Annotated in this window: 11 protein-coding genes; 10 read left to right on the forward strand and 1 reads right to left on the reverse strand. The window is 63.9% G+C overall.

What is annotated here, in order from left to right; genetic code table 11:
• The 3 genes from BN1233_RS12665 to BN1233_RS12675 form a co-directional block, all read left to right on the forward strand.
• Nucleotides 1–472: PTS sugar transporter subunit IIA (locus BN1233_RS12665; protein ID WP_046863984.1), on the forward strand; the 472-nt coding region annotated here is incomplete at its 5' end.
• 214 nt (nt 473–686) lie between these two features.
• A complete protein-coding gene (locus BN1233_RS42840; RefSeq protein WP_048709083.1) occupies nt 687–1,163 on the forward strand; it encodes a hypothetical protein in 477 nt (158 codons plus the stop codon).
• A 40-nt stretch (nt 1,164–1,203) separates the two neighbouring features.
• Nucleotides 1,204–3,123, forward strand: coding sequence for a potassium transporter Kup (locus BN1233_RS12675; protein WP_046864503.1), 1,920 nt, complete (start codon nt 1,204–1,206; stop codon nt 3,121–3,123).
• A gap of 2 nt (nt 3,124–3,125) precedes the next feature.
• On the opposite strand, the gene BN1233_RS12680 is transcribed toward BN1233_RS12675, so the two are convergent.
• The gene (locus tag BN1233_RS12680; protein ID WP_046863985.1) at nt 3,126–5,192 is read right to left on the reverse strand and encodes an NAD(+) synthase; all 2,067 of its coding nucleotides are present in this window, start codon (nt 5,190–5,192) and stop codon (nt 3,126–3,128) included.
• Nucleotides 5,193–5,719: 527 nt separating this feature from the next.
• Between BN1233_RS12680 and BN1233_RS12685 the strand changes: the two genes are divergently transcribed.
• From BN1233_RS12685 to BN1233_RS12715, 7 genes are all read left to right on the forward strand, one after another.
• Nucleotides 5,720–7,072, forward strand: a complete 1,353-nt coding sequence (locus BN1233_RS12685; RefSeq protein WP_046863986.1) for an Nramp family divalent metal transporter — start codon at nt 5,720–5,722, stop codon at nt 7,070–7,072.
• Nucleotides 7,073–7,093: 21 nt separating this feature from the next.
• Nucleotides 7,094–7,519, forward strand: coding sequence for a Fur family transcriptional regulator (locus tag BN1233_RS12690; protein WP_197094592.1), 426 nt, complete (start codon nt 7,094–7,096; stop codon nt 7,517–7,519).
• A 320-nt stretch (nt 7,520–7,839) separates the two neighbouring features.
• Nucleotides 7,840–8,298 carry a GNAT family N-acetyltransferase gene (locus BN1233_RS12695; RefSeq protein WP_046863987.1) on the forward strand — a complete coding sequence of 153 codons (459 nt, stop codon included), beginning with the start codon at nt 7,840–7,842 and terminating at the stop codon, nt 8,296–8,298.
• A 184-nt stretch (nt 8,299–8,482) separates the two neighbouring features.
• Nucleotides 8,483–9,331, forward strand: a complete 849-nt coding sequence (locus tag BN1233_RS12700; protein ID WP_046863988.1) for a chromate resistance protein ChrB domain-containing protein — start codon at nt 8,483–8,485, stop codon at nt 9,329–9,331.
• Nucleotides 9,328–10,740 (forward strand): chromate efflux transporter, encoded by a 1,413-nt coding sequence (chrA, locus tag BN1233_RS12705; protein WP_046863989.1) that lies wholly within the window; start codon nt 9,328–9,330, stop codon nt 10,738–10,740. The genes BN1233_RS12700 and chrA overlap by 4 nt, the downstream gene beginning before the upstream one ends.
• A 148-nt stretch (nt 10,741–10,888) precedes the next feature.
• Complete coding sequence (locus BN1233_RS12710; protein ID WP_046863990.1) at nt 10,889–11,809, forward strand: DUF1259 domain-containing protein; 921 nt, start codon at nt 10,889–10,891, stop codon at nt 11,807–11,809.
• A gap of 11 nt (nt 11,810–11,820) precedes the next feature.
• Nucleotides 11,821–12,831, forward strand: a complete 1,011-nt coding sequence (locus BN1233_RS12715) for a YncE family protein (protein ID WP_048709086.1) — start codon at nt 11,821–11,823, stop codon at nt 12,829–12,831.
• Nucleotides 12,832–12,915: the final 84 nt, after the last annotated feature.

Here is a 12,915-nt window from a genome sequence, read left to right on the forward strand (position 1 = left end):
GATCGACATGAACGTTTCGGATTTGATCACGCCGGCGCGGGTCGTCGTGGATTTCCGTGCGGCGGACAAGAGAAGTCTGATCGAGGGTCTCGCGCAGCTTCTTGCGGGGACCTTCGGCCTCGACGCCGCGTCCATCGCCCGGGCGCTCCTTGCCCGCGAGGAACTGGGCTCGACCGGCATGGGCGAGGGAGTTGCGATCCCGCACGCACGCCTGCCCGAGGTGCAAAAGCCCTTCGGCCTCTTTGCACGTCTTCAGAGGGCAATGGACTTCGATGCAATCGACGCGCGCCCCGTGGACCTCGTCTGTGTCGTTCTCTTGCCGAAGGTCCCCAAAGGCAGTGAATCACCCAATGCCCTGGCATGCGTGGTGCGCCGCCTGCACGACCCGGATGTCGTCACGCGTCTGCGGAAGGCGCGGACACCGGATGCATTTTACAGGATCCTGGCCCAGCATCCTGCCGAGCCGGGGTGACGGCTCCCGCCTGTCAGCATGGGTTCCAGTGTGAGGCGTGCACGACGCAATCCGCAGGCCGGACCCTTATATTTTCTTTAGATCTGCGGCCTCGTTCCCGCATCGCATCTTTATGTGAGCTGGCCCATGTCTCGATCCGTCATTGGCGTAGGCCGTCACGGCGCTCCCGTGAGCAACTCGCGATGGCCAACCAAAGATCATCGGGACGAGCACCATGTGGCCGAAACGAAATTCGGAGCGTCACCTCGGCTGCCTTCTAGCCAGGATCGAGACGGCCCACCGGATCGATGCCGACTTGCTGTCGGCCGTCCTGCGCGGTGCTTGTCCGCGACTGGGGACGTCGCTTGCGCCGAAGGCGGAGGTCGAGCGCCTGATCCAGGCAGAAGCCTGGGTCGAATTGGGCCTGTGGCTGATCGCGTGGGAGCTCCCCGACTGGAGCATCCATCGCCTGACACGGGATGATGCCCGCTGGTCTTGCTCCATCGGAGTGGGCGGGCTCGCGATGAACTGGGTCGAGGACATCGTCGAGTTTCAGCACGATTGTCTGCCTCTGGCGGTGCTCGGAGCCTTTGTTCAGGCGCAACTCCAGAAGGCAAACGGCGTAGCGCCCAGCAACGTCACGCCCTTCAGGAGAATGGAGCTGATCCGGTCGATTGCGAAAGCGACCGACCCGCATCCGACGTGCAGATGAGATCGGGGAATCGAACAGAGCAATGCTACCCGGACACACGATGCCAGCGACGGCGCAAGACTCGTCGGCCTCCGATGAGGCCGCAGCACGGCCGCTGGTCGCTCAGCCGTCCAGCTTCTGGACGCTGGCTCTCGGAACGCTCGGTGTCGTCTATGGCGATATCGGAACGAGCCCGCTTTATGCACTTAAGGAATCCCTCTCGGCCGCGGCGGGCGGAGGCGTCGTCACCCGGGAGATGGTGTTCGGCATTGTGTCCTTGATCCTGTGGGCGCTGATCTTCATCGTCACGATCAAATACGTGTTGTTCATCCTGCGCGCCGACAACAACGGCGAAGGCGGGACATTGACCCTGATGGCGCTCGCGCAGCGGGTCATGGGCCACAACATGTTCCACATCGCGCTGCTCGGAATGATCGGAGCTGCCCTGTTCTACGGCGATGCGATCATCACGCCGGCCATCTCGGTGCTGTCGGCCATCGAGGGACTGGAACTCGTCACGCCCGGATTCGAGCATTACGTTGTGCCCACGAGTCTCGTGATCATGATCGCGCTCTTCTCCGTCCAGAGCCGAGGGACAGCGAGCGTTGCGGCCTGGTTCGGCCCGATCATGACCCTGTGGTTCGTTGCCATGGCGGCGGGCGGTCTCCTCCACATCATGGATGATCCCTCGATTCTCGCCGCCATCAGCCCGACCTACGGCGTCGCGTTCCTGCTCACCCACGGGACAGCCGGGCTGATCGCTCTCGGAGCCGTGTTCCTGGCCGTTACCGGAGCGGAGGCGCTCTATGCCGATATGGGCCATTTCGGACGGCGCCCGATCCAGGTTGCCTGGCTCGGCCTCGTGCTGCCCTGCCTGGCGCTCAACTATTTTGGACAGGGCGCTCTGTTGCTCACTGATCCCGACAAGATCCAGAACCCGTTCTTCCTGCTCTACCCGGACTGGGCTCTCCTGCCGATGGTCTTCGCGGCGACCGTTGCCACCATCATCGCCAGCCAGGCGGTGATCACCGGTGCATTCTCGCTCAGCCAGCAGGCCATCCAGCTCGGGCTGCTCCCGCGGATGCAGGTGCGCTGGACCTCGGAAAGCGAGAAGGGACAGATCTACGTACCACGGGTCAATTTTCTGCTTCTCCTGCTGGTCCTCTTCCTCGTTGTGACCTTCAGGAGTTCGAGCGCCTTGGCCCATGCCTACGGCATTGCCGTGACCGGGACCATGGTGGTGACGGCGATCATGGCCTTCTTCGTGGTCTGGAAATGCTGGCGCTGGCCACTCTGGGCGTCGATCGCCGTGATCGCACCGTTTCTGTTCGTCGATACGATCTTCCTGGCCGCCAACGCCCTCAAGATTCCGCAAGGAGGCTGGATGCCGCTCGTGGTCGGCGCAGCCATCGTCACGGTCATGCTGACTTGGCGTCGCGGCACGCGCATTCTCTACGAGAAGACCCGCAAGGCGGATGTTCCATTGGTCGAGCTGATCGGCATGCTGGAGAAGAGCCAGCCTCACCAGGTGAAGGGCGCCGCCGTTTTTCTGACGAGCGATCCGGACACTGCTCCGCCCGCCCTTCTGCACAACCTCAAGCACAACAAGGTGCTGCACGAGAAGAACGCCGTGCTGACCGTAAAGACCGCGGATGCGCCGAGGATCAGCGACGAGGAGCGCGTGCGGATCGAGAATGTAGGCGAGAATTTCTGGCGAGTTTGCATAGCCTATGGCTACATGGAGTCGCCGAACATCCCCCGCGCCCTCGCCATCCTGCGGAAGCAAGGCTTCAAGTTCGACATCATGTCGACATCGTTCTTCCTCTCCCGCCGCTCGATCCGCCCCTCGCCTCGTTCGGGAATGTCTCTCTGGCAGGACAAGCTGTTCATCGGCCTTGCCAAGTCGGCAGCCGATGCCACGGACTTCTTCCGCATTCCGACCGGGCGCGTCGTCGAGGTGGGAACCCAGGTTACCGTGTGAGGCTACGCGAGGATCTGAGGCGGCTCTCCCTCCGGAACGCCGCTTTCGAGTTCCGTGATCCAGATCCCAGGACCCGCATCGGCGGGGGCACGCCAATCCCCGCGCGGTGACAGGGAGCCGCCGGACGAGATCTTGGGGCCATTCGGCATGGCGGTGCGCTTGAACTGGTTCGTGAAGAAGCGGGTCAGGAACAACCGCAGCCAGCGCTTGATCTCGTCGAGTTCGTAGGCGCGCCGGGCGCTCTCGGGAATATTCGAAGGCCAGTCTCCCGCTTCAGCGTCGTGCCAGGCATTCCACGACAGATAGGCGATCTTCGAGGGCCGGAATCCGTAGCGCGTGAGGTAGTACAGGTTGAAGTCCTGCAAGGCATAGGGGCCGATGGCGGCTTCGGTCGACTGAACCTGCGTCGAGTCTCCTTGAGGCACGAGCTCGGGCGAGATCTCCGTTGCGAGGATGGCGTGAAGAATCTCGGATGTCGATGCATCGACGTCGCCGGAGGCGGCCACGAACCGGATCAGGTGCTGGATGAGCGTCTTCGCGACGGAAGCGTTCACGTTGTAGTGGGACATCTGGTCGCCGACGCCGTAGGTGCACCAGCCAAGCCCGAGTTCCGAGAGATCGCCGGTCCCGACGACCAGCCCCCGATTATGGTTGGCGAGACGAAAGAGGTAATCGGTTCGCAGCCCCGCCTGCACGTTCTCGAAGGTGATGTCGTAGACCGGCTCCCCTTGCGCGAAGGGATGATCCATGTCGGCGAGCATCTGCCGCGCCGTGGGGCGGATGTCGATCTCGGTGCCAGTAGCGCGGAGCGCTCGGATCAGGGCCCATGCGTTTCGCTTGGTGTTCTCGCTCGTGGCGAAACCCGGGAGTGTGTAGGCGAGGATGTTGCTGCGCGGCAGTCCGAGCAGGTCCATGGCACGGCTGGAGACCAGGAGAGCCTGCGTCGAGTCGAGGCCGCCGGACACGCCGATGACGACCTTCTCGGTGCGGGTCGCTTTGAGGCGCTGGGCAAGTCCCTGGACCTGGATGTTGTAGGCCTCGTAGCAGTTCTCGGCGAGCTTGCCCGGATCGGACGGCACGTAGGGAAACCGTTCCACGGGCCGCCGGAGTGGCAGCGCCTCCGCGGGTGCATCGAGAGACAGGGAGACGATCCGGAACTCGTTCGGCGAGACCCCGAGCACCCGGCCGCAATCCCCGAAGGTGACGCGCCGCATCCGCTCCTGGCGGAGGCGTCCGAGGTCGATATCGGCAACCGCCATCGAGGATTGTCGCGGAAAGCGCTCGGTCTCGGCCAGCCGAATGCCGTTTTCGAAGATCCCGGCATGGCCGTCCCAGGCAAGATCCGTGGTCGACTCGCCGGGGCCCGCCGCCGAGTAGGCATAGGCTGCGACGCAGCGCATTGACTGCGATCCGCAGAGGAGGCGCCGATCCTCGGCCTTGCCGATGGTGATGTTGCTGGCCGAGAGGTTGAGCAGGATCTCGGCGCCAGCCAGCGCAGCAGCGGTGCTCGGTGGGTGCGGGACCCACATGTCCTCACAAATCTCGACATGAAAGGTGAAGGGGCAGCTCCCGCTTGAGCAGAACAGGAGGTCGATCCCGAAGGGAACCGGCGATCCCGCGATTATGATTGTCTGGCTCTTCACCTCTGCACCGGGCGAGAAGTGGCGGCGCTCGTAGAACTCCCGGTAGTTCGGCAGATACGCCTTCGGCACGACTCCCAGAACGCGACCCGCGTGGGCGACGATGGCGCAGTTGTAGAGCGAGCCACGTGAGCGCAGCGGCGCTCCGATCACGAAGGCCGGGAGCAGATCCGCGCTGGCGATAACGAGGTCGGCAACGGCAGCCTCGACCGAGTCGAGCAGCGCGTCCTGATGCAGGAGATCGTCGATGGCATAGGCCGATATCCCCAGCTCCGGGAACACCATGAGGACGGTCCGATCCCGGTGTCCCTGGCGCAGCAACTCCAAGGTGTGTTGGCCGTTGGAGCCCGGGTCGGCAACCTCGATCTGCGGGACGCAGGCCGCGATGCGGGCGAACTCGTGGGCATAGGGGGAGAAGAATGACGTCATTGGGCGGACATCCTGAAGGCATGGAGAGTGCGGCAATGCTGTGCAGTCTCTTCTGCGCTATGGGTCCCTTGCGCATCCGGCGTTGCAGCCAAGTTCCGCTTGCTAAAGCAGGACCGGCGCTGGCTATGATCGCGTCTCCTGCAGGGTAGCATACATCTTCCTGCTACGCTGGATCGGCAGTGTTCGGGTGGGCCTGCCTCTCCTCGAGCGGCCCTCGAGCGTCTCAGCCGGGATGGCTTCCTGGCTGAACACGTTAACGCGTTCGCGTCCTAAATTGCGATCCTGCGAACCACCCGTCCTCGCGCAAGAAGCATCCAGATGAGTCCGAGATCTGCGGGCGAGAGCGGGAAGGCATGCTGCCCGGTAGGAGACACAATCGAGTGTGGCGGGGCGATCTGCAAACTGCCGCAGGCACCGGATGGTTGCGTTGCGATCAAATATCGATCGATCGCACAGAAGGTCTTCCCAAACCGAATCGACGGTGTATCTTATTGCAAATGATTTGCAACTGCGGTTGGGCTTGATCCATGCACGCGCGGGCGCCCCGGTTAGCCGACGATGACGTAACGGGGTGGCAGCGCCCTCGAAGGGATGCGCCGCTCTCGGAAGTCTATCGCACCGTCACGGTGCCGCGGGGTGGCTCGCCGGCGCGCAGGCTCGCCGCATTCCTCGGGCCGGGCTACCTCGTCGCCGTCGGCTACATGGACCCGGGCAATTGGGCGACCTCGATCGCAGGCGGGTCCAGGTTTGGCTATACGCTTCTCGTTGTCGCGCTCGTCTCCAACGTTATGGCCATCGTGCTGCAATCGCTCTGCGCGCGACTTGCCATCGCTTCGGGACGAGATCTCGCGCAAGCCTGCCGCGATGCTTTCCCGAGGCTCGTTGCCTATCCGCTCTGGTTTCTCGCCGAGCTCGCCATCGTCGCGACCGACCTCGCGGAGGTGATCGGCACGGCCATCGGCCTCAACCTGCTGTTCGGGATCCCGCTTGAACTCGGGGTGCTCATCACGGCGCTCGACGTCTTCCTCATCCTCTATCTCCAGAAGCTCGGGTTCCGGTACCTCGAAGCGGTGATCGTCGGACTGTTGGGCGTGATCGCCGTGTGCTTCGGAATCCAGATCGCGCTCGCCAATCCGGATTGGGGCGCCGTGATCCGCGGCTTCGCGCCGACGAGCGAGATCGTGACCAACCCCGAGATGCTGTATCTGGCCCTGGGGATTCTCGGCGCGACGGTGATGCCGCACAATCTCTACCTGCATTCCGCGATCGTGCAGACGCGCGCCTACGGGAGAACGCTCCCCGAGAAGCGTGAGGCGCTGAAATTTGCGACCATCGACTCGACCGTGGCGCTGATGTTTGCGCTGTTCATCAATGCCTCGATCCTGATCCTCGCCGCCGCGGCATTCCACGCCACCGGCCGCAGCGAAGTGGCCGAGCTGGGCGAGGCGCATAACCTGCTGTCGCCGCTCCTCGGCGCCGCCATTGCACCGACGCTGTTCGGCATCGCGCTCCTGTGCTGCGGCTTGAACTCCACGGTTACCGCGACGCTGGCAGGCCAGGCCGTGATGGAAGGATTCCTGGAGATCCGCCTGCCGCCGTGGGTGCGCCGCCTCGTCACACGCATGGTCGCCATCGTCCCCGCGGCGATCGTGACCGTCTGGTATGGTGAAAGCGGGACCGCGCACTTGCTGATCCTGTCTCAGGTAATCCTGAGCCTCCAGCTCTCCTTTGCCGTCATTCCGCTCGTCATGTTCACGGCGAGCCGATCGAAGATGGGAGAACTCGTCGCGCCGACATGGCTCGTCGCCTTTGCGGGTTTCATCGCGGCCGTAATCGTGGCCCTCAACGTCAAGCTTCTGGTGGATTTCGTCCTTACATAAGGGGGCAGCCCCAGGAGTGGCATGATGATAAACCGCATCGAAGCCCAATGCCGGGCCAAGGGCCTGCGGCTGACGGGCCCGCGCAGACTCATTGCGCAAATTCTCGCAGAGGCGCACGACCATCCGGACGTTCCGGAACTGCACCGGCGTGCCGTGGAGCACGACGATCGGGTGTCGCTCGCGACTGTTTACCGGACCATGAAGCGGTTCGAGGAACTCGGCATCATCGAGCGGCACGAATTCCGGGACGGGCGCGCTCGTTACGAACAGGTTCCGCACAAGCACCACGACCACCTCATCGACGTGCAAACAGGCCGGGTGATCGAGTTCCGCTCGGAGGAGATCGAACGTCTCCAGGACGAGGTTGCCCGAGGGCTCGGATATCGGATCGTCGGCCATCGCCTGGAGCTTTACGCGGTGCCGGATCGAAGTTCTCGCAAGGCGTAAAGTCTGTCGTCATCAAGGGCTACCGGGTGAGTTCGTGCTTGCTCGGTGTGCCTGCGCCTTTTGTTTGTGAGGTGATGCGGACTGACGCTGTGAGCGGTGCTGGGTCAGAAGGTGCACCATCGCGCTCACGCAGCCATTGCGAGTCATAGGTAGCCACGCACAGCCGATAACAGTGCTCAATCCCGTCATTGCTTCACTTCGTTCGCAATGACGACAATGGCCACGGAACGGGCCGTGCTTTGCCCCTCTTCGCTATCGAAGTTGTTCGTGGTAGCCGGACCGGAATATCGTGAGTTGCCCGGATCGAGGTATCCTTTGCTATGACGCAGATCGCCTTTCGCCGCGCCGAGGCTGCTGATCTTCCGGCCATTGTCGCTCTTCTGGCCGATGATCCCTTGGGCCGGCAGCGGGAGAGCCCCGGTTCTCCGTTGAATTCGGCCTACACCGATGCGTTTCAGGCAATCAGTGTCGATCCCAACCAGCTTCTGGCCGTCGTGACCGAAGAGGATACGGTGATCGGGACTCTCCAGATCTCGTTCATTCCCGGAATCTCCCGTCAAGGTGCATGGCGCGGACAGATCGAGGCCGTTCGAATCGCGGCCGCACGCCGAAATTCGGGACTGGGTCGGCAGATGTTCGAATGGGCGATTGCTCAATGCAAATCGAGGGGCTGTCGTCTGATCCAGCTCACGACCGGCAAGGAGCGCCCTGACGCCCACCGCTTCTACGAAAAGCTCGGCTTCGTCGACAGCCACATCGGCTACAAGCTGGCTCTGTAGGTTTGCTGCGAACGGCATTCGCGACGGCGAACCAGCCACACGTACTGGCCTGCGATCGAACTCTAATTCGACGCTTGACACGCACCGTCGTGCGGTCCTCTAATTCCGCCATGGGGATTGCGATCTCCCCACGAGGCGACATGCCCAAGCATCGCGTCCAGCTCTCCTGTGGCGAGGACGCATCATGTCGTCGATCAACATCATCTCTACCGAAGAACTCGCGCGTCTCATCGGCCGGCCGGATTGCCCGGCGCTCATCGATGTCCGGACCGACGAGGACTTCGCCGCCGATCCCCGCGTGATTCCAGGCGCGGTCCGCCGTCCCTTCGACACGGTCGGCGAGTGGGCTTCCGCGTTCGTCGGGCGCTCGGCGGTGGTTATTTGCCAACAAGGCCTGAAGCTCAGCGAGGGCGTGGCGGCTTGGCTCCGGCACGCGGGCGTGCCCGCCGAGACTCTCCAGGGTGGCGCGCTCGGCTGGGCCAAGGCCGGGCTTCCCATGGTCCCGGAGGACAGGCTCCCATCGCGCGATGCGCAGGGGCGAACCGTCTGGGTCACCCGCTCGCGCCCTAAAATCGATCGTATCGCCTGCCCATGGCTCATTCGCCGCTTCGTGGACCCGAGCGCCGTCTTCCTGTTCGTCACCCCCTCGGAAGTGACGGGAGTGGCCGAGCGCTTCGGCGCGACACCGTTCGACATCGAGGGTGATGACGTCTTCTGGAGCCATCGCGCCGAGTTCTGCACCTTCGACGTCATGGTCGAGGAGTTCGGCCTCACGACCGAGCCGCTCCGAAGGCTCGCCGCCATCGTGCGCGGGGCTGACACGGCTCGGCTCGACCACGCGCCCGAAGCGCCCGGCTTGCTGGCCGCTTCGCTCGGCCTCTCTCGCATGTATTCGGACGACCTCGCCCAGCTCGAAGCCGGAATGGCGCTTTACGACGCGTTCTATCGCTGGTGCCGGGATGCGACCGACGAGACCCATAACTGGCCGACATCGAAGCCGCAGGCGCGGCGCGTGCTGGAGAGCGCACGATGAGCGCGCCCGCCGTTACCGCGGTGCAGGTGTCGAGCGCCCAGAGCCATTCGCATGGCGTCACTTTCGGCGAGGCCTTCCGGGTCTGGTCGCGGGTGGCCGCGCTCTCTTTCGGCGGCCCTGCCGGGCAGATCGCGGTCATGCACCGCATCCTTGTCGAAGAGAAGCGCTGGATCGGAGACCAGCGCTTCCTGCATGCCCTGAACTACTGCATGCTCCTGCCCGGCCCCGAGGCACAGCAGCTTGCCACCTATATCGGCTGGCTGATGCACCGGACTGCAGGCGGCCTCCTGGCAGGCGTGCTGTTCGTGCTGCCGGGCATTGTCTCGATCTTGGCGCTCAGCATTGTCTACGCCGTGTTCGGGAAGGTTGGCATCGTCTCGGCCCTGTTCTTCGGCCTGAAGGCCGCGGTGCTGGCCGTGGTGCTCCAGGCAGTGGTCAGGATCGGCTCGAAGGCGCTGAAGAACCGCAGCCTAGTCGCGCTCGCTGGCGCGGCCTTTGTCGCGATCTTCTTCTTCGGCATCCCGTTCCCGATCATCGTGCTCACGGCCGGCGTGATCGGCTTCATCGGCGGCCGCGCCGGCGTATCGGCCTTTCAGGTCGGGGGCGGCCATGGCTCTTCATCGGGCGGTAAGGAGGTCGCGGATTCCGAGACCCTCTTAGGCGAGGAACTTCCGGACCACGCCCGCCCGACGGTCACGCGGGCCTTACGCGTGTCAGCCTTCTGCCTGGCTCTGTGGCTCATTCCAGTTGCTGCGCTCCTGGCGACGCTCGGCTCCGGCAACGTCTTCAGCCAGATCGCCGTCTTCTTCTCGACGATGGCGGTCGTGACCTTCGGGGGCGCCTATGCGGTGCTCGCTTATGTGGCCCAACAGGCGGTCGAGACCTATGGCTGGCTTGCGCCGGGCGAGATGCTCGATGGTCTTGGCATGGCCGAGACCACGCCCGGTCCCTTGATCATGGTCCTCCAGTTCGTGGGCTTCATGGGGGCGTTCCGGGATCCCGGCCCCCTGCCTCCGTTGATAGCGGGGACTCTCGGTGGCCTGCTCGCGACCTGGGTCACCTTCGTCCCATGCTTTCTGTTCATTTTCCTGGGCGCACCGTTCATCGAGATCTTACGCGGCAATCAGGCTCTGCACGGAGCCTTGTCGGCGATCACGGCTGCGGTCGTAGGCGTGGTGCTGAATCTTGCGGTCTGGTTCGCCGTCCACACGCTGTTCCGGGAGACGTGGCCGGTACGCGGCTACGGATTCTCCTTCGACGCCCCGGTGCCTGCCAGCCTCGAGCCATTCGCCCTGCTGCTTTCGATCGCGACGGCTGTCGCGATGTTCCAGTTTAAGGCCGGCATGATCCCGACGCTCGCGACAAGCTCCGGGGCCGGGATCCTTCTCTACCTCGCACGGGCGATTTGATGCGATCGGAAGCCCGAAGTCTCGCTCCGGCTGCTTTGCAGGCGAGTCCGGCATCTCAGACGGGAACTCTTCGGAAGATGCCACAACAACATCAAGTGTCCACCGGTATGGACGCAGTCAACCATCGGGGGCGGTGAAGGAGAGCACGATGCGGATCCTGACCACAATCGCAGCCCTGAGCCTGATCTCAGCGGGTCCAGCCCTCGCGGCCGAGGCCTGGCAGCAGGAGATCGCCACCGGACTCGGCAAGCCGGGCACCGAAATGCCGGGCGGCGTCTACCGGGTGGGCCTGCCCCGAACGGATCTCAAGGTCACCCTCGATGGGGTGGAGCTCAGGCCGGCATTCGCGCTCGGGTCCTGGCTGGCGTTCAAGCCGATCGGCAACGAGGTGATGGTCATGGGCGACCTCGTGCTCACGCAGGACGAGATCGCTCCGGTGATGGCGCGCCTGGAAGCGGGCGGCATCGCGGTCACGGCCCTCCACAACCACCTGCTGCGCGCCGCGCCAAACCCGTTCTACATACACGTCGAGGGGCACGGTGCGCCGGCCCAGCTCGCAACAACGCTCAACGGTGCACTTGGGGCGAGCCAGACGCCGTTCGGGGCGGAGACCGCGGGGATTCCTGCGGACGCCGCCGCGCAGGCGGCCACGACCGGATCCGCCGAGCAGAGGATCGACCTCGACACGGCGGCCATCGATCAGGCGCTCGGGCGCTCGGGCAAGGTCAATGGCGGCGTCTACCAAGTGAGCGTGCCCCGGGCCGAGAGGCCGAAGGAGGCAGGTATGGAGGTGCCCGACGCGATGGGCTCGGCGATCGCCATCAACTTCCAGCCCACGGGATCCGGCCAAGCGGCCATCACGGGGGACTTTGTGCTCACGGCCGACGAGGTGAACCCGGTGATCCGGGCCCTGCACGCGAACGGGATCGAGGTCACGGTGCTGCACAACCACATGCTCGCCGACGAGCCGCGCCTGTTCTTCATGCACTTCTGGGCCAATGACGACGCCCGCAAACTTGCGACCGGGCTGCGCGCCGCGCTCGACGACATGAAGATCGCAAAGCCCTGAAGGAAAAAGCGATGCGACGCCCTGATGTCCGAGCTTTCACGATACCGGTGATATCGGCTCTGCTGGCAGTGGTCGGCATGTCAGGTGGGCACGCTGCAGATCCCGCACCGCTTCAGCTCGAAACGAAGATATCGCTCGGCCGTGTCGTCGGCCGGATCGACCATATGGCGGTCGATCTCTCCCGCCGGCATCTCTTCGTAGCGGAACTCGGCAATGACAGCGTGGGAATTGTCGATCTCGAGGCAAAAAAGGTTCTCGATCGGATCACCGGGCTGAAAGCGCCACAGGGTGTCGGCTACGCATCCTCGAACGACGTGCTCTATGTCGCGAATGCGGGGGACGGATCGGTGCGGCTTTTTCGAGGGGCGAATTTCAAGGAATTCGGACGCATCAAACTCGGAGAGGACGCGGACAACATCCGTATCGATACTGCAGGGCAGCGAGTGTTCGTTGGATACGGTAACGGAGCTCTGGCCATCATCGATGCACAGAGCAATCGCAAGATCGCCGACATGACTCTTGACGGTCACCCGGAGAGCTTCCGTCTCGAGAGCGGCGGGCACCGGGTTTTCGTGAATGTTCCGGATGCGCACGCGGTCGAGGTGGTCGACCGCAACAACGGCGGGACGCTCGCGAAATGGTCGACAGGCGCATTGGGCAGCAATTTCCCCATGGCGCTCGACGACGCGTCGCGGCAGGTGATCGTGGTGTTCAGGAAGCCGGCGATGCTGGTCGCCTTCTCGATACCCGATGGTGCGAATGTTGCGAGCGCATCGACCTGCGGAGATGCCGATGATGTCTTCGCGGATGCGAAGCGGCATCGGGTCTACGTGAGTTGCGGAGACGGCTTCCTGGATGTGTTCGAGTCGCACGATACCAGCTACCGCCGCATTGGGCACATCCCGACCGTGTCGGGGGCGCGGACTTCGCTTTACGTCCCGGAGCTGGATCGTCTCTTCCTTGCAGTACGGGCGCGATCGCAACAGCCGGCAGAACTCTGGGTCTACCGGCCGTCACCATGACGTTCAGTCGGGTAGCGTCAGTCCGGGTCTGTGAACGAACGTCCGGATTGCTTCGCCTTCGGCTCGCCATGACGGCAGTGGATC

This window comes from Microvirga massiliensis (genome assembly GCF_001006805.1).
In the GTDB taxonomy this organism is placed as follows: domain Bacteria; phylum Pseudomonadota; class Alphaproteobacteria; order Rhizobiales; family Beijerinckiaceae; genus Microvirga; species Microvirga massiliensis.